The sequence below is a fragment of the Pseudomonas sp. Sample_24 genome (assembly GCF_004307605.1).
Taxonomy (GTDB): domain Bacteria; phylum Pseudomonadota; class Gammaproteobacteria; order Pseudomonadales; family Pseudomonadaceae; genus Aquipseudomonas.
Map to the genome: position 1 here is coordinate 96,708 of NZ_RCNW01000388.1, position 17,567 is coordinate 114,274.

Genomic DNA, 17,567 nt, shown 5'->3' on the forward strand with positions numbered 1-17,567 from the left:
TGTGCAGGCATCGAATCTGATGACGCAACGACTGTCTCTAATTTCTCCTGAACGACCCAAGCGTGTTTGATTTAAATCAGAAAGAGGGCACACACCTGTTTTTTCCATATGCCGCCTTCACTCGGCTTGTGTTCAACTTCAATCAATGAGCCCCATCGGACACGTCAGGCATTCCAGACCTAAGCTCTGCAGAGGCGTCGCTGACTTGAGTCGTTGATGTCACCCACACGTTCAAGCCACCGGCGGTATGTGCAACGCCAATCGTTTTTTCAGGTACTCGCTTCGATGCTCAGTAAATGGCCAGACCCAGCGCTGTTGTTGCTCACCGCCTTGACGTTGCTGGTGGGGGGCGCTGCGCACCTTGGGCAGAAACCTGACTGGGCATCACTATGCTGGGCTGCAGGAAGCGTGGTGATGGCGGTGATCCTGCTCGTCGAGTTTGCCCGGCGACTGGCTCGAGGGGAGGCAGGTGTCGACTTGATCGCATTGCTGTCGATAGTCGCTGCGCTGCTGTTCCAGCAGACATTGGTCGCGGCGGTGATCGCCTTGATGCTGGCATCCGGGCGGACGTTGGAATTTTTCACCACACAGCGCGCCGAACGCGAACTGCGAGCCCTCGTCGACCGCGCGCCACGGACGGCCTGGTTGCAGGAGGAGGGCGGCTTACGCCAGATCCCTGTCGAGCAAATCCAGCCACATCAAACAATTCTGGTACGGCTGGGAGAGGTCGTGCCAGTCGACGGCTGCCTTCTGAGTGCGGCAGCCATACTGGACGAGTCGGCACTGAGCGGGGAGTCGTTACCGGTCACCCATCAGGAGGGAGAGTTACTGCCCAGTGGGGTATCCAATGTGGGTGCACCCTTCCTGCTCGCGGCCACAAGAACGTCAGCGCAAAGCACCTATGCCGGCATTGTCCGGCTGGCCGAGGCCGCGCGCCGTTCGCGTGCTCCTTTTGTGCGATTGGCTGACCGCTATGCGTTGTATTTCATACCGCTGACGTTGCTGATTGCCGCAGTGGCCTGGCAAGTGAGTGGTGATCCCTTGCGAGCATTGGCGGTGCTGGTGGTGGCTACACCTTGCCCGTTGATCCTGGCGGTACCCATTTCCATCATGTCTGGCATTTCGAGGGCGGCACGGCGCGGGATCCTGATCAAGGATGGCGCGACGCTGGAAGCACTGGCCGGGGTAAAACAGGTATTTCTCGACAAGACCGGCACGCTGACCAGCGGCCATGCCCGCCTGCAGTCGATAGAGATCAATGGACTCGGCGATCCGCAACGCCTGCTAGGCCTGGCGGCTTCGCTGGCGCAAGCCTCGACTCATCCCATCTCCCAGGCCATTGTCGAAGCGGCGCATCAGCGCCAATTGCCCCTCAGCGTGCCGCAGGACGTAGAGGAAAACCCGGGCTCGGGGCTTTGTGGGCGCGTCGATGGCGTGCAGGTGCGTTTCGGTACGTTGTCTTTTGCTGATGACGACAACCCTGCAACCGAATGGGCCTCAGCCATGCTGCGCCACATGGATTACCTGGCGTGCAGCGGAAGCTTCATTGACGTGGATGGAAAACTCGCCGGCCTGCTCGTTTTCTCGGACAACGTTCGGCGCGAAACCCCGCAGACTTTGCGTCGACTGCGCAACAGAGGTATCGAAAAGATCGTCATGCTCACCGGCGATCGGCTGGAAACCGCGCAGATGATTGCGCTGTCTGCCGGGATTGATGAACTGCGTGCCGGGTTGACCCCAGAAGAAAAAGTGCGTGCTGTTGAGCAAGGTTGCCTGCGTGCCAGCACGCTGATGGTTGGCGACGGCATCAACGACGCTCCCGCACTGGCAGCGGCCAACGTCGGTGTGGCCATGGGGGCCGGCGGTGCCACTGCTTCTGCGCAAGCCGCTGGAATTGTGCTGCTGGTGGATCGTCTGGATCGTCTGGTCGAGGCACTGGACATTGCCCGACGCACCCGCTACATCGCCCACCAGGGTGTACTGGTCGGGATGGGCATGTCGATGCTGGCCATGCTGGTGGCAGCCCTCGGTTATCTACCGCCACTAATTGGCGCCGTGGTGCAGGAGGGCATAGACGTGGTCATCATCCTTAACGCCTTGCGGGCACTGGGGCCGTTGTGGGGACGCAGAAAACTAAAACTTACCGAAGAGCAAATCGACCGCCTGCAAGACGAACACCAGCAACTCTCCACCGTGCTGAGCGATCTGCACCACCTGGCCAACGACTTTGCCCAGCGCCCGCTTGCGCAAGCATGTAGCGACTTGCTGGAACTGGTCAACAAACTGCAGTCATCACTGGCGCAGCATGAACATGAAGATGAAAACGCACTGTATCCGCTGCTGACAAGAAGCATGCCGGGGGAGGACCCTATGTCCGCCATGAGCCACGCTCACCGTGAGATTTTCCGACTTATTCATTTGCTTGCGCGTATGAGCAAAGACTTCAGTGCCGCCCCCGCAACGACATCTGCCGACCAGATCCAGCATCAGTTGATCCGTCTGGATACCCTCGTGCGACTGCACTTTGATCAGGAGGAGGAACTGTTTCGTTATCTGGATTGGCGCTAGACAATCACGTCTTGCAAAAGGGGAAGGAATTAATCAGGCATTCCAGCGCCAGAGGCAAACATCGGCAAGCGCTGCAACATCCAGGTCAGCAGCTTTTGCGCGGGCGCGGCCAACGGTCTGCCGGATTTCACCAGTAGTTTTGCTTCAACCCCAAGAAACAACGGATGGTCGATCGATACCGCTGCCAGGCTTCCGCTGGCGATTTCCCGATACGCCGCGAATTCTCCGAGCAACGAAGCAAAATCGCCGCCTTCCACCATGCGTTTGAGCGCTGCCAGGGAGTTGCTGACGAGTACCGGGCGGATTTCAATTTTTTCGGCATATTCGAGCATTTTGATCGCATGCCCGATACCAAACGTCGTGGGCGTCAGGACCAGTTGGCAGGCGCGGATTTCTTCAATGGTTGCCTTTGTGCCTCGTGATGCCAACGGATGATCCGGGCGAACCAACAGCATCACCGGTTGTGAAAACGTCGCGCGATAGTCGATGTGCGGATGCGGCGGCGGATTGTAGGCAAGGCCGATGTGCGCACGGTTTTCGGCGACTTCGTTGAGGACGTCGTCGACAGGCAGGATGTCCAGCCGCACATCGAGCTTGGGGTACTGCTTGCAGAATGGCGCTAGCACGTTGTCGACCAACGCATCGACATAGCCCTCGCTGATGACGACGCGCACATGGCCTTGCTGCAGGCCCTTGATCGCCTGCAACTGATCTTCGAGTTTTTCCTGGTGCGATCGGTAGCCGCGCCAGAACTCCAGCAGATGCGCCGCGGCCTCAGTGGGCTGAACGCCACGCGCCTGGCGCTCGAACAGTTTTGCGCCAATTTCCTCTTCCAGCAGCTTGATCTGGCGCGTGATCACCGATGGCGATGTATTGATGTTGTCGGCTGCGCCACGAATCGATCCGTGGGTCAGCACTTCATGAAAATACCTGAGCCGTTGCTGATTGATTTCGCGCATTCCGGGACTCTCTTCAGAAATATAGCGTTGCCTGTGGAGCAACACTACACGAACTTAGTTGCTCTTGCTGGGCAGGAGGCGTCGGTGCAACATTCTTTGGCACGAACTCATACCTACAACAATAACGGGAGATTTCCATGGCAACTCTTCAGACGCCGGCACGAAGTGATGTCCTTTCTGCCCTGTACCGCAAGCTCAACTTGCGGCTGCTGCCACTCCTGTTCATCTGTTATGTCTTTGCGTACCTGGACCGTATCAACGTCGGGTTTGCCAAACTGCAGATGCAAAATGACCTTGGGCTGTCCGATGCAGCGTATGGGGCGGGCGCCGGGATTTTCTTTCTGGGGTATGTGCTGTTCGAGTTGCCAAGCAACCTGATGTTGCCAAAGGTAGGAGCAAGGAAAACCTTCAGCCGCATTCTGGTGTGTTGGGGCATCACCTCGGCCTGCATGTTGTTTGTGGACAGTGTGCCAATGTTTTACGCCATGCGTTTTCTACTGGGTGTGTTCGAAGCCGGCTTTGCACCGGGCATGATTTATTACCTGTCCTGCTGGTACGGCCCCAAGCGTATGGCGCGAGCCATTGCGATCGTGTTTATCGCCGGACCTATTGGCGGCATTATTGGCGGCCCTCTGTCTGCGTGGTTGATCACCACATTCGAAGGTGTTGGCGGTCTGGCCGGCTGGCAGTGGATGTTTTTGATTGAAGGCTTGCCGTGCGTCTTACTCGGCGTGTTGACCTTTTTCATCCTTTCCAATCGACCTGCTGAGGCAAACTGGTTGAGCCATGAAGAAAAGGGCTTGCTGGCCAGCGAGCTGGGTGAATCGACCGGGCGCGTCCATTCGTTCCGCGGGGTGTTGCGCGACCCGAAAATCTACATCCTTGCCAGCGCCTATTTCTGCATCATCTTCTCGATCTACGCGTTGAGTTTCTGGCTGCCGGCCATCCTCAAGGCACAGGGCGTCAACGACACCATGCAACTGGGCTGGTACGCCGCGCTTCCGTATGCCGCTGCCGCTTGCGGCATGTACTGGATAGGGCGCCGATCCGACCGTGTTGGTGAACGACGCTATCACTGCGCAGTGCCTTCGGGCATCGGTGCGATTTTGCTGCTTATGTACCCCTTTGCAGACGGCAACCTGATGGCTGCGCTTGCATTGTTGACCCTGGCCACCGCCATGATGTTCATGGCCTACACCGTATTGTGGGCAATGCCCTCAGAACACATCAAGGGCGAGGCGGCGGCAGGTGGCATTGCCTTGATTAATACCATCGGTCTTTCCGGCGGCTTCTGGGGGCCGGCAGTAATCGGCTGGGCAAAAACGGCAACCGGCAGCGCAAATCTCGGCGTTGTTATCGTGGGGTGCGTGTTTCTGTGCGCAGCATTAGTGATCCTGTCGACCAAGCCGAAAACCCGTGACGTCGCGATTCCGAAATACAGTGCGGGTTGATCCGTCAACATCCGCACCCTTTGCAATGTTCCGCAAGGAACGCTTTAAAAGAGAGACCTCAAATGCTTTTACATCTGTCGACCTGGGCCGAGATCGGTCAATTTCTTCAACGCAGCCGCACCATCGTGATACCGATCGGTTCGAACGAACAGCACGGTCCTACCGGTCTTCTGGGAACCGACTGGATGTGCCCGGAAATCATCGCCGGTGAAGCGCAAAAAAACGCAGACATCCTGATTGCACCGACCTTTAACATCGGCATGGCTCAGCACCATCTTGGGTTCCCTGGAACCATCTCGCTGCGTCCGTCGACCTTTATTGCGGTGATCGGAGATTGGGTCCGCTCACTGGCCGCTCACGGGTTTGAAAAAATTCTCTTCCTCAATGGCCACGGTGGCAACGTTGCATCAATCGAGGCGGCGTTCTCTGAGCTCTACGCCGAAGCCAGCTTCGCTCGACGCCCATCAGGTTTCGCGCTGAAGTTGTGTAATTGGTGGGACCTTGAAGGGGTAGGGGATCTCGCGCGCGAGCAGTTCCCTACGGGGCACGGCATTCATGCCACGCCGTCCGAAATCGCGGTCACACAATGGGCCTACCCGGGTTCGATTAAATCGGCTGAGTACGCGCCGCAGGTCGCGCCTTGGGGTCCGATCCGCGAAGCAATGGACTTCCGAGCACGCCATCCCGATGGCCGCATGGGCTCCGACCCGGCGCTGGCGACGCCGGAAAAGGGCCGTGAACTGGTAATGTTGGCAGCACGAAGCCTGGTGCGGGAGCTGGATGCTTTCAGCCGTGAGTCAATACCCGGCTAAAGGTGCGGATATTCAATTTGGGCCAACGCCCGGAAGATCTGGGCGTTATTACATTGAAGTACATGATTTAACAAGTGGGCCATGTCATATGTTCATAGGCAGGCCGTTACTATGTTCTGCCGCAGGCCCGACGGCTGATGGCGTGGAAATGTTCATCGGTCGATGTTCATGGAAACCGGGCAGCAGCTTCCGAACTGTCCGGCCCAGCAGAACATCGAAACGGCCGAACACCCCGACCATTCCAGCTCAACGGCGGCAATCTGATACTGTTTTTTGTGTTGAATCTGAGCCTTTTATTAGTTAGCCGGTGCTCTATAGAGTGCGCGTCCGACGCACTAGTGGACAGTGATCGGCCGCCCACTGTTTCAGGCTCTCTGAAGACCGGACGACCTCGAGAGTCTTCAGGAACCACCATGAATACTCGTCCGAGCTTTCACAGCAAGACCTTCCCCGAGTCGCAACGTGACATTCTCGGCATGATCGCGACCGACCATCATCTGGGCGACATACTCTGCGCCATCTGTCAGATGCACGACGCACAGACCCCCGAAACCTTCTGCTCTATCCTGCTCACTGATGCCGAGGGCAAACACTTGCTAAGCGGCGCGGCGCCCGGGCTGCCGGCCGAGTACAGCGAGGCGATTCATGGAATGGCCATTGGTCCACAGGAAGGAACCTGCGGCACCGCAGCATTCCGGCGCGAGCTTGTGGTCACCGAAGACATCGCCCAGGACCCAAACTGGGAGCGTTTCCGCAGCCTGGCGCTGGGGCATAACCTGCGTTCCTGCTGGTCGGTGCCGTTGCTCTCCCATCAAGGAAACGTGTTGGGTACATTTGCCCTGTACCAGAACCGCGCCCATGCGCCGGACGAGGCGCAGATTCAACGATTGGCCTTTGCAGCCCAACTGGCAGTCATTGCGATCCGCCGCGAACGTGACGGCCAACGTCTGGAGGAAAGCGAACAACGTTTTCGATCATTGTTCACCTACAACCCCAACCCGGTGTTCGCCCTCGATCTGGCCGGCAACATCCAGAGTGTGAATCCGGCAGGCCTGAAGCTGAAACCGCACACCGCAACCGATTTCCTCGGTCATCACTTTTCCCGCCTGTTGCTCGAAGAAGACCTGGAACGGGTCAGTCAGCATTTTTCCGCAGCCCGCGCTGGAGAGCCTCAACGCTTCGAGGCACGGCTTCTCGACGAGAGTGATAAATTGCTGACCATGGACATTTCCAACCTGCCGATCATGGTCAACGGAGAGATCGTCGGGGTATTTGGCATAGCCCGAGACATCAGCGAGCAGAAGCATTTCGAGCGCCAATTGAGCTTCAATGCCAGCCATGACCGGCTGACCGGTTTGCTTAACCGTGTTTCGCTTGAAGACCGGCTTGTTCTGGATTGTCACATCAGTCGTCGGCGTAAGCGTCGTCTGGCGGTGATGTGCATTGACCTGGATGGATTCAAATCCATCAACGATTCGATCGGGCATTACTTCGGCGATCAGGTGCTGATTGAGGTGGCGCAGCGTATGACCCGGCAGGTTCGTCCCGGTGACACCATCGTGCGCATGGGCGGTGACGAATTTATCGTGCTGCTGCCGGACCTGCTTCGTGATGAGGACGTTGTACCGGTGGTCGAGCGCTTGATGGCCAGCATTGCCAGACCCTACTGCATCCAGGGCATTGACCTGCACGTGAGTGCAAGTATCGGCATCACCCTGAGCGATGGTCACATCGAGCAGCCGATGCAGTTGATCCAGCAGGCTGACATGGCCATGTACAAAGCCAAGCAGCAAGGGCGCAACAACTTTCAGTGGTACACCAGCGATCTCAATCAGCGCGTTTGCGAGCACGCGAGCCTGCGTAACGACCTGCAAAAAGCTATCGAAACCCAGTCGTTCAGGCTGCATTATCAACCGCAGATTGACGCGCGTACGGGGCGGGTGGTCGGGATCGAAGCGTTGCTGCGCTGGGGGCATCCGGAAAAAGGATTTATCTCTCCCGCGGTGTTTGTGCCGGTGGCAGAGGACAGTGGTCAGATCATCCCGCTGAGCCTTTGGGTTCTCGATACGGCGTGCGCGCAGATGCGCCAGCTAGGCGAGCAGGGCATCACGGGTATCTCGATGGCGGTGAATATTTCGCCGATGCATTTTCAGCTGGCCAGTTCGTCCAGTGTGTCCAGGCCGCCCTGGAGAAATACGGTCTGCGGGGTGAGCAGCTGGAGCTGGAGATCACCGAGTCGATTCTGTTGCATAACGCTGAACAGGCGATCGACACGTTGCACCGGCTCAAGGCATTGGGGGTGCGCATTGCGCTCGATGATTTCGGCACCGGGTTCTCCAGTCTCAGCTACCTCAAGCGTTTGCCCATCGACAAGATCAAGATCGACCGCTCGTTCATCCATGAAATCGCCATCGACCCTCACGATGCAGCGATCACCCAAGGCATTATTTCCATGGCCCATCACCTGCGCCTGACGGTGGTCGCCGAAGGCGTGGAAACGGCGTCCCAGGTGGATTTCCTGACGGGCAGTCGCTGCGATGTTTTCCAGGGGTATTACTTTGCCAAACCGATGCCCTATGCAGAAATCGAAGCGTTCCTGCGTCATGCCGCTTGCCTATCCCTGACCGGCTAGCCTGACCGGTCCCAATCCTGGAAATCAGACGCCAAGGCAAATTTTCAGACCCCGGCGCAGAACTCCCTCTCCCCAGGCAAGGCGCTCCCTGCGCCTTTCTCACACACTCGGCTCTAACGCTATCGCGCTGCAAAACAACAAGAGCCGCGAAAAAAATGACCAGTTTCCAACCTGCTACTGAAAGCCAGACCGGCCACATCGGCGCCCGCCAGCCCCGTGTCGAGGACGCCGCATTGTTGCGCGGCCTCGGCTGCTATGCCGACGACGCTGCGATCCCTCCGGGTACGCTACACGCGGCGATCATCCGTTCACCCCACGCTCATGCCCGGATCACTTCGGTGGATTTTTCCACCGCGCTGCTGATGAAAGGCGTGCACGGCGTGCTGGTCGGCGAAGACGTCAAACGCTGGGCGCTGCCGTTTCCGGTGGGCGTGCGTCAGCCGATGGAGCACTGGTGCGTCGCCGTCGACAAGGTGCGTTACGTCGGAGAACCGGTGGCCGTGGTGATCGCCGAGAGCCGTTATCTGGCCGAAGACGCCATCGAAGGTGTGCGCGTTGAATACGAGCCGCTGCCCCCGATCATCGACCCCGAACTGGCCACCGCCGAACAGGCGCCGATCCTGCACGAAGCAGTCGGCAGCAACGTGGTCAACGAACGGCGCTTTCGTTATGGCGAGCCGGAGCAGGCCTTCGAGCAGGCGCCGCACAAGGTCTCGCTCAAAGTGAAGTTTCCGCGCAGTTCCTGCACACCCATCGAATGCTATGTGGTGCTGGCTCAGTACGAGCGCGCCACCGGCATTTATGACGTGCTGGCCAATTTCCAGGGCCCCTATGCGTTGCACACGGTCATGGCCCGTGCACTGAACGTTCCCGGCAACCGCTTGCGTTTGCGCACTCCGAAGGATTCCGGCGGCAGCTTTGGCATCAAGCAAGGGGTTTTCCCTTACGTGGTGATGATGGGCCTGGCGTCACGCAAGGTCGGTGCACCGGTGAAGTGGGTCGAGGACCGTCTGGAACATCTTCAGGGAGCTTCTTCGGCAACCAATCGGGTGACCGAAATTGAAGCGGCGGTCGAAGCGGATGGCCGCATCACCGCTTTGCGTTATGACCAGATCGACGATTGTGGTGCCTACCTGAGAGCGCCTGAGCCAGCGACGTTCTACCGCATGCACGGCAACCTGACAGGTGCCTACGCGATCCGCAATGTACAAGTGCGCAACCGGGTGGTGCTGACCAATAAAACCCCTTCCGGCCTGAACCGTGGTTTCGGTGGCCCGCAGGTGTATTTCGCCCTGGAGCGGCTGCTGCAACACATCGCCGTTCAATTGAACCTTGATCCGCTGGACGTGATCCGCCGCAACCTGGTGCCGGCCGATGCCTTTCCTTATCAAGCGGCCGCCGGTGCGTTGCTCGATTCAGGCAATTACCAGGCGGGCATTGCCTTGGCGGCGACTGACGGCGGTCTCGACGAGTTGCTCAAACGTCGTGATCAGGCGCGTGCCGAAGGTCGGATCTATGGCATCGGTTATGCGGCAGTCATCGAACCATCGATTTCCAACATGGGCTACATCACCACTGCGATGACACCCGAAGAGCGGCGCAAGGCCGGTCCGAAAAACGGCGCTGTCGCCACCGCCACCATCAACGTCGGCCCGCTGGGTGACGTCAGCGTGCACGTGTCTTCGGCACCGCAAGGGCAGGGGCATCAAACCACCGTCGCTCAGGTCGTTGCCGAAGTGCTTGGGGTTGCGCTGGAATCCATCGTGGTCAACGTCGAACTGGATACCCAGAAGGACGCTTGGTCGATCGCCTCGGGCAACTATTCCAGCCGTTTCGCCGGCGCTGTGGCCGGTGCCGTCTACAAGGCAGCGCTGAAGATCCGCGATCGCCTCGCCGCAATTGCCGCCGAGCAATTGCAGGCCAGTCCCGAAGATATCCGTTTCGCGGGCGGCAAGATTTTTGTGGTCAATGGCGGAGCGGTGGCGCCATTCCATCGGATTGCCGGTGCGACCCACTGGTCACCGGGACTGCTGCCGGAAGGTGAAAGTGGCGGTCTGCGCGAAACCGCCTTCTGGAGCCCGCCGCAATTGGTGGCCCCAGACGACCAGGATCAGGTCAACAGCTCGCTGTGCTACGGCTTTGTCTTCGACATCTGTGGTCTGGAAATCGACCGCATGACCGGCGAGATCCACATCGATCGCTACGTCACTTGCCATGACGCCGGCCGCCTGCTCAACCCCGCGCTGGTCGATGGCCAGATTCGTGGAGGCTTCACTCAAGGACTCGGCGCGGCGCTGATGGAAGAGTTTGCCTATGGCGAGGACGGCAGCTTTCTTTCCGGGACCTTCGCCGATTATCTGGTGCCCACCGCACCGGAAGCGATCGAACCGGTGATCCTGCACATGGAAACGCCATCGCCATTCACCCCGCTGGGCGCCAAGGGTGTGGGCGAGGGCAACAATATGAGCACGCCGGTGTGCATCGCCAACGCGGTGGCCGACGCCCTCGGTCGCTCGGACATTCGTCTGCCACTGACGCCCTCCAAAGTACGCACGCTCATCGGGATCGACGAACCACCACGACCCGCCGGTATGGAGCCTGATGAAAACCTGGACACAGCACCTGCCGGTGGACCGGCACTGCGGGCCAACGACTCGGTGGTGATTCCTGCTTCGCCGCAACAGGTCTTCGATACCTTGCTCGACCCGCAGACGCTGGCGGCGATCATTCCCGGTTGTCACGACCTGGTGCTTGAAGGCGAAAACCGTTACCGCGCGGATGTCACCGTCGGCGTCGGCATGATCCGTGCGCGCTTCGAGGCCAAGGTTGCCCTGAGTGATCTGGACCCTCCGCATTCATTACGTCTGTCCGGTTCCGGAAGCAGCTCGATGGGTTCAGCCCAGGGCCAGGCCAAGGTGCGTTTCGTCGAACTGGAAAATGGCCACACACGTCTGGAATACCAATACCAGGTGGCGGTCAGCGGCAAAGTCGCCGCGGTCGGTGGCCGAATGTTGCAAGGGGCCTCGAAAGTGATCATCGGACAAATCTTTACTCGCCTGTCGCAACGGGTCAGCGGCCAAGCCATCTCCACCGGCTGGTGGGCGCGACTGCGGGCCTCGCTTGGCGCGCTGTTTGGCAAGGGAGGTGCGCAATGAAACCGGCTGCTTTCGATTACGTTCGGGCTGACACCCGTCGTCAGGTGGTTGAGTTGCTCGCCGAGTACGGCCAGGAAGCTCGCATCATCGCCGGTGGCCAATCGCTGATGGCGGTGCTGAACATGCGCCTGGCTCAACCCAAGTTACTGATCGATATCAATCATGTGGCTGAACTGGCCTATATCGAACTGCGCAAGGATTGCCTGGCGGTAGGTGCCGGGGTACGACAGGCGCAGTTGCTGGCGCGTTCGACCCTGATGGACGAGGTTCCTCTGTTGGCACTGGCGATGCCCTGGATCGGTCACTTCCAGACGCGCAATCGCGGCACCGTCTGCGGTTCGGTGGCTCACGCCGACCCCAGCGCCGAGTTGCCGCTGTGCCTGGTGACGCTGGGCGGCGAGATCGTTCTCGAGTCGAAAAAAGGCAAGCGCATCGTCAAGGCTGCCGACTTCTTCCAAGGCATTCTCACCACCGACAAGCGTGCGGATGAACTGGTCGTCGAGGTGCGTTTTCCGCTCAAGCGCGAAGGCATCACCTATCGCTTCCGCGAAATCGCCATGCGCCACGGCGACTTTGCCATTGTCTCCCTGGCCGCGGCCATCGGCACGGACCAGGTCGAACTCGGCATCGGCGGGGTCGCTGACCGTCCGCAACGTCGCAGTCTGCCTCGCGGTGCGGGGCTGCCGGACGCGCTCAATCAAACCGCCTGGTCGCTCGACGCACAAGACGATGTGCAGGCCAGCGCTGCCTATCGCCGCCAACTGATTCGCGAGCTGGGTCATCAGCTGATCGAAGGAGTCTGAATATGCGTGTAACTGCCGACCAAACCTTTCCGATTCGCCTGGAACTCAATGGCCGCGCCCGCGAAGCGCTGGCTGAACCGCGGACCCAACTCTGCGACTTCCTGCGCCACGACCTCGGTGCCACCGGTGTCCATGTCGGATGCGAACACGGTGTCTGCGGTGCCTGCACGGTGCTGGTGGACGGAGTCGCCATGCGTTCCTGCCTGATGCTCGCGGTACAGGGGCACGAGCGGCGTATCGAGACCGTCGAGTCCCTGGCCGACGACGACACACTGAGCGATCTGCAACAAGCCTTTCGCCGTCATCACGCCTTGCAGTGCGGCTTTTGCACTGCGGGCATTCTCATGTCCTGCGTGGATTTCCTTGAACGGGTACCCAGCCCGGACGAGACCCAGGTACGCGACATGCTTTCGGGGCATCTATGTCGCTGTACGGGCTACACCGGCATCGTCCAGGCCGTGCTCGAAGTCGCTGCCCAGCGCCAAACGAACAAAGGGGTATAACAATAATGTTCGATCTCGGACGCAGTTTCCTCGCTGCCGTTGAACGCCGGCCGCACGCCGTGGCGGTCAGTGACGGTGCATTGAAGAAAACCTATGAAGACTGGTTCGTCGATATCCAGAGCGCCGCTTGGGGCTTGCAATGCCTTGGGCTGCAACGCGGTGATCGACTGCTGGTCGTGATGCAAAACCGCTGGCAGATGGCAACCCTGCATTGGGCCTGTCAGTTTGCGGGCATCGTCATGACCCCGTTGAACTGGCGTTCGACGGCCGAGGAACTGGGCTACTGCATCGAAGACGCGCAAATCCGTGCAGTGGCTTACGACGACGCTACCGTGACCGCCGTGGCCGGTTGCAGCGCCGCCACAAGGCTGCCACGGATCGCCACCGGGCTCCGTGCCGCCAACACCGACCTGAGTTTCGAGGAACTGTGTTCGCAGACCCCCTCCGGCATCATTTTGCAGGCCGACGCCGAAGACTTTTCACTGCTGCTGTACACCTCCGGAACCACCAGCAAGCCCAAGGGCGTGCCCCGGCGGCACCGTTGCGAACGCGCCGCGGCGGTTGCTCACGTCGCGCAAAACCTCTACCGCCAGAGCGAGTGCACGCTGGGCGTCATGCCGCTTTACCACACCATGGGCGTGCGTTCGTTGCTGTCCATGGCGCTGATCGACGGACATTTCGTCTGCGTGCCGAAGTTCGACGTGGAAGCCACGCTGCAGGCCATCGAGCGGGAAAAGGTCAGCAACCTGTACCTGGTGCCGACGCTCTACCACATGCTCATCGAGCACCCGGCCTTTACCCGCGAGCGAGTCGCCAGTGTGGAGAAAATCGGCTTTGCCGGTGCGCCGATGAGCGACGGCTTGATGCGTCGTGTCGAGCAGGCGTTCCAGCCGCAGTTGTTCGTCAATCATTACGGCAGCTCGGAGATCTACACCTTCACCATCGACCAGCAAGCCAGCCGCAAACCCGGTTCGTCAGGGCGCAGTGCAATGAACCAGCGCGTGCGCGTGGTGCCGATCGATGCTGAAACGGCAGACGTGCAGGTCAACCCAATGGAGGAGGGCCAGATCATCGCCGACCTGGCGAGTGACGAGGCGTTCGAAGGCTACCTGAACCGCCCCGAAGCAACCGCCAAGGCATTGCGTGATGGATGGTATTTCACCGGTGACATCGGCTACTTCGATCTGGAGGGCGATCTGTTCGTCACGGGGCGTGTCGATGACTTGATCATCACCGGCGGCGAAAACGTCAGCCCGGCGGAAATCGAAAACATGCTCTCTCTGCACCCGGCAGTAGAAGAGGTGGTGGTGGTCGGTCTGCCCGACGAGCAGTGGGGCAAGATCATTGCCGCATTTATCAAGCTGCGCGCCGAGGTCTCGGAAGGCGACCTTGATGCCCATTGCATCGCTTCGGGCCTGGCCAAATTCAAGCGGCCACGGCGTTATCAGTTCGTCGATCAGATTCCCAAATCTCCAGTGGGCAAGGTGCTGCGGCGCGTGCTGCTGGCCGAATTTCAGGAACAGGCCTTGAAGGCCATCAGCTAATCATCCAGAGGACACTCCCATGCAACAACAAGCGATCCAGCAATTTCTCGACACTCAGTTCGATGGCTTCCAGGTTGAAGTCGATGTGTCCCGCGAGCGCGCCGACATCATCCTCAACCGCGCACCGTTGAACGTCATTTCCATGGGTCAGCGTGATGAACTGCGCCAGGTCTTCGAAGCCCTCGATGCACACAAAGGCGTGCGCGTCATCGTGCTGCGCTCGGTGGGTGAACACTTCTCCAGCGGTGGCGACATCAAGGGCTTCCTCGAAGCGTCACCAGAGCACGTTTCCAAGCTGGCCTGGAACGTCGCGGCACCGGCACGTTGCGAAAAACCGGTGATCGTTGCCAACCGTGGTTACACCTTCGGCGTCGGTTTCGAACTGTCCCTGGCCTGTGATTTCCGCATTGCTTCGCAAACCACTCGCTACGCCTTGCCTGAGCAGAACCTCGGTCAGATCCCGGGCTCGGGTGGCTCTGCGCGCCTGCAGAAAATCATCGGCATCACCCGCACCAAACACATGGTAATGCGCGCCAAACGCATCACCGGCGACCAGGCCTACGCCTGGGGTATCGCAACCGAGGTCGTGCCGGATACCGAACTGGAAAGCACCGTCGACGCGTTGGTCGATGAACTGCGGCGCTTCTCGCCGTTGGCTCAGCGCACGGCGAAAAAACTGATCAACGACAACGAAGATGCGCCGCTGACCGTCGCGATCGAAATGGAAGGTCACTGCTATAGCCGTCTGCGTAGCTCCAAGGACTTCAAGGAAGGCGTTGAAGCGTTTCACAGCAAGCGTACGGCCGTGTTTATCGGCGAGTAAATCGTACTGGCGAGCGGGCCCGGGAGTATGTTGGTAACAGCGTACGCCTTACGGAGCAGGGCCTGCCGCCCCTTCAATGCAACTGAAAGGGCACATCAAGGTTTCACCGCTGACCTGCTGATTACTCGCAACCCGTGCACCGGGATGCAGAACGTTCGATCACCGTTTGTGTGAGGCAACCATGACTACGACAACAACAATAACTGCATCACCCACCAGCGCCGCTATCGATACGCCGCAGATTCCACCGGGCAAGGCTTTGCTCGCGGCATTTGCCTCGACATTCGGCTGGGCGTTGGATTTGTTTGACCTGTTCATTCTGCTCTATGTGGCGCCGATCATCGGCCGCATGTTCTTCCCCTCGGACACCCCGACCTTGTCGCTGGCCGCGGTCTATGCCTCGTTCGCCGTGGCCTTGCTCGTGCGTCCACTGGGCTCGGCGATCTTCGGCGCGTATGCCGATAAACACGGCCGCAAGCGTGCGTTGATGGTGTCAATGGTCGGCGTCGGTATTTCCACGGCACTGTTTGGCGCGTTGCCGACCATTCATCAGGTCGGCATATTGGCCCCGATACTGTTCCTGATATTACGGGTGATTCAGGGCATCTTCGTTGGCGGCATCGTTGCCTCCACTCACACCATCGGCACCGAATCCATCTCGCCGCGCTATCGCGGCTTGATGTCCGGGTTGATCGGTGGCGCTGGCGCCGGCATGGGCGCGCTGTTGGCGTCAGCTACTTATCTGGTGTTGTCGCAGATCTTTCCCGGGGAGGAATTTGACGTCTGGGGCTGGCGCTTCATGTTCTTCTGCGGTCTGCTCAGCACGGTGTTCGGTTTGGTGATGTTCCGTTACCTGGAAGAAACCCCGGTCTGGCAGCAACTGCAACAAGCGCGCAAAAACAAGGGGCCGACGGTCGTGGTCGTGTCGCCACTCAAGCGTCTGTTCGGTCGTGAGTACCGCGCCGTGATGCTGGTCAATCTGCTCATTACCTTCGGCGGCGGTGCCACCTATTACCTGGCCTGCGGTTATCTGCCGACATTGCTCAACGTGGTCGCCAAAGTGCCTCATACGCAGACTTCGCAGATGCTCATGTACGGGTCGGTGGCAACCATTGTCGGAGCACTGGCCTTCGGTTACCTGAGCGACCTGATCGGTCGCAAGAAGACCTTCATGCTGCTGGGTGTGATCAACCTGGTGAGCCTGCCGATGATGTTTCTGGGGGTCGCCGAATCGGGTTCGCTGACCCGTACTGCGCTGTATTGCGTCGGCATAGGCTTCATGGGCGGGGCGATCATCGCGCCGATTCTGATCTTCCTCAACGAACGCTTTGCCACCGAGCTGCGAGCCAGCGGCACCGGATTGTCCTGGAACATCGGTTTCGCCCTCGGCGGAACCATGCCGACCTTTGTCTCCCTGGTCAGCAGCAGCCCGGCGCAGATCCCCATGGTGCTGGCGATGTTCGCCGTCGGTCTCTCGGTGATCTACCTGATCGGCAGCGTGGTGATTCCAGAAACCCAAGGCAACTTCAAATAACGGTGGGGAGTTGCTCCAGGAATTCGCCGATCAGCTGCAAAGTCCGCTCTGGCGCTTCGGTTTGAGGAGAGTGCCGACAGTCATCCAGCAACACACAGCGGCACGGTCCAGCGACCTGTCGCTGGATGATCACCAGTTGCTCGGGCGTGGCGTAATGGTCGTCGCGACCCTGAATGACCAGCAGCGGCTTTTCGATACAAGCCAACTGCGCTTCGAGATCGTCCAGGGAAAAGTCCGGATGCAACCAGCTGTCGCTCCAGCCGTGGAAAGCGCCGTCGACATTGGTGCCATGGTGGCGTGCCAGGCGGTCGCGCAACTCGCCCTGATGCCAGGCCTCGGTGGTGTGGCGAATGCCATCGAGGCTCTCGGTCTCGACAATCACGTGAGGCGCCAGTGCAATGCTGCCCAATACGCGGGGATCGTTGGCGGCGGCATAGGCCAGGACGATGGATGCGCCGTCACTGTGACCGAGCAAGACCACTTGCGGCAGTTGCAAGGCATCGAGCAGTTGCCGCAGTTCACGAGGGCCGTCGCTGCTCAGGTAGTTCAGCGGACGCGGCAGGGTTACCGGGCTCGATTGCCCATAACCCTGACGGCTGTAAGTGACTACACCGTAACCGCTGGCCTGAGCCAGGCGCTGGGGGAAGTCTTTCCATTGATCGGCGCTTCCGAGGCCTTCGTGCAGCAGCACAAGCGTCGGTCGCGATGGGTCAGCCGCAGGGATTTGGCGATATTCCAGGCGCAGCGGCCCAAGTTGCAGAAATTGTTGTGGCGACATGTTGA

The 17,567-nt window shown here is 59.5% G+C and carries 11 protein-coding genes and 1 pseudogene; 10 read left to right on the forward strand and 2 right to left on the reverse strand.

Annotation, left to right across the window (positions count from 1 at the left end; all coding sequences use genetic code 11):
• Nucleotides 1-285: 285 nt before the first annotated feature.
• Nucleotides 286-2,568 carry a heavy metal translocating P-type ATPase gene (locus D8V06_RS22145; protein ID WP_130931795.1) on the forward strand — a complete coding sequence of 761 codons (2,283 nt, stop codon included), beginning with the start codon at nt 286-288 and terminating at the stop codon, nt 2,566-2,568.
• A 29-nt stretch (nt 2,569-2,597) separates the two neighbouring features.
• Here the strand turns inward: D8V06_RS22145 and D8V06_RS22150 are convergent, their stop codons facing one another.
• Nucleotides 2,598-3,527, reverse strand: a complete 930-nt coding sequence (locus tag D8V06_RS22150; protein ID WP_130931796.1) for a LysR family transcriptional regulator — start codon at nt 3,525-3,527, stop codon at nt 2,598-2,600.
• 137 nt (nt 3,528-3,664) lie between these two features.
• Here D8V06_RS22150 and D8V06_RS22155 point away from each other — a divergent pair, with 137 nt between their 5' ends.
• The 9 genes and pseudogenes from D8V06_RS22155 to D8V06_RS22195 all read left to right on the forward strand — a co-directional run bounded on the left by D8V06_RS22155 (nt 3,665) and on the right by D8V06_RS22195 (nt 16,784).
• A complete protein-coding gene (locus D8V06_RS22155; protein ID WP_130931797.1) occupies nt 3,665-4,978 on the forward strand; it encodes an MFS transporter in 1,314 nt (437 codons plus the stop codon).
• A 62-nt stretch (nt 4,979-5,040) separates the two neighbouring features.
• The gene (locus D8V06_RS22160) at nt 5,041-5,790 is read left to right on the forward strand and encodes a creatininase family protein (RefSeq protein ID WP_130931798.1); all 750 of its coding nucleotides are present in this window, start codon (nt 5,041-5,043) and stop codon (nt 5,788-5,790) included.
• A gap of 413 nt (nt 5,791-6,203) precedes the next feature.
• A pseudogene (locus tag D8V06_RS22165) lies at nt 6,204-8,422 on the forward strand (EAL domain-containing protein).
• A gap of 155 nt (nt 8,423-8,577) precedes the next feature.
• A complete protein-coding gene (locus D8V06_RS22170; protein WP_130931799.1) occupies nt 8,578-11,577 on the forward strand; it encodes a molybdopterin cofactor-binding domain-containing protein in 3,000 nt (999 codons plus the stop codon).
• On the forward strand, nt 11,574-12,380 hold the full coding sequence (locus tag D8V06_RS22175) for an FAD binding domain-containing protein (RefSeq protein WP_102593878.1): 807 nt from the start codon (nt 11,574-11,576) through the stop codon (nt 12,378-12,380). The genes D8V06_RS22170 and D8V06_RS22175 overlap by 4 nt, the downstream gene beginning before the upstream one ends.
• A 2-nt stretch (nt 12,381-12,382) precedes the next feature.
• The gene (locus D8V06_RS22180) at nt 12,383-12,883 is read left to right on the forward strand and encodes a (2Fe-2S)-binding protein (protein WP_130931800.1); all 501 of its coding nucleotides are present in this window, start codon (nt 12,383-12,385) and stop codon (nt 12,881-12,883) included.
• A gap of 5 nt (nt 12,884-12,888) precedes the next feature.
• Nucleotides 12,889-14,427: an AMP-binding protein gene (locus D8V06_RS22185; protein ID WP_130931801.1), complete on the forward strand. Its 1,539-nt coding sequence runs from the start codon at nt 12,889-12,891 to the stop codon at nt 14,425-14,427.
• 19 nt (nt 14,428-14,446) lie between these two features.
• On the forward strand, nt 14,447-15,250 hold the full coding sequence (locus tag D8V06_RS22190; protein ID WP_010459412.1) for an enoyl-CoA hydratase/isomerase family protein: 804 nt from the start codon (nt 14,447-14,449) through the stop codon (nt 15,248-15,250).
• A gap of 181 nt (nt 15,251-15,431) precedes the next feature.
• Nucleotides 15,432-16,784, forward strand: a complete 1,353-nt coding sequence (locus D8V06_RS22195) for an MFS transporter (RefSeq protein WP_130931802.1) — start codon at nt 15,432-15,434, stop codon at nt 16,782-16,784.
• Here D8V06_RS22195 and D8V06_RS22200 read toward each other — a convergent pair.
• The gene (locus D8V06_RS22200; RefSeq protein WP_130931803.1) at nt 16,777-17,562 is read right to left on the reverse strand and encodes an alpha/beta hydrolase; all 786 of its coding nucleotides are present in this window, start codon (nt 17,560-17,562) and stop codon (nt 16,777-16,779) included. The genes D8V06_RS22195 and D8V06_RS22200 overlap by 8 nt on opposite strands.
• Nucleotides 17,563-17,567 lie beyond the last annotated feature (5 nt).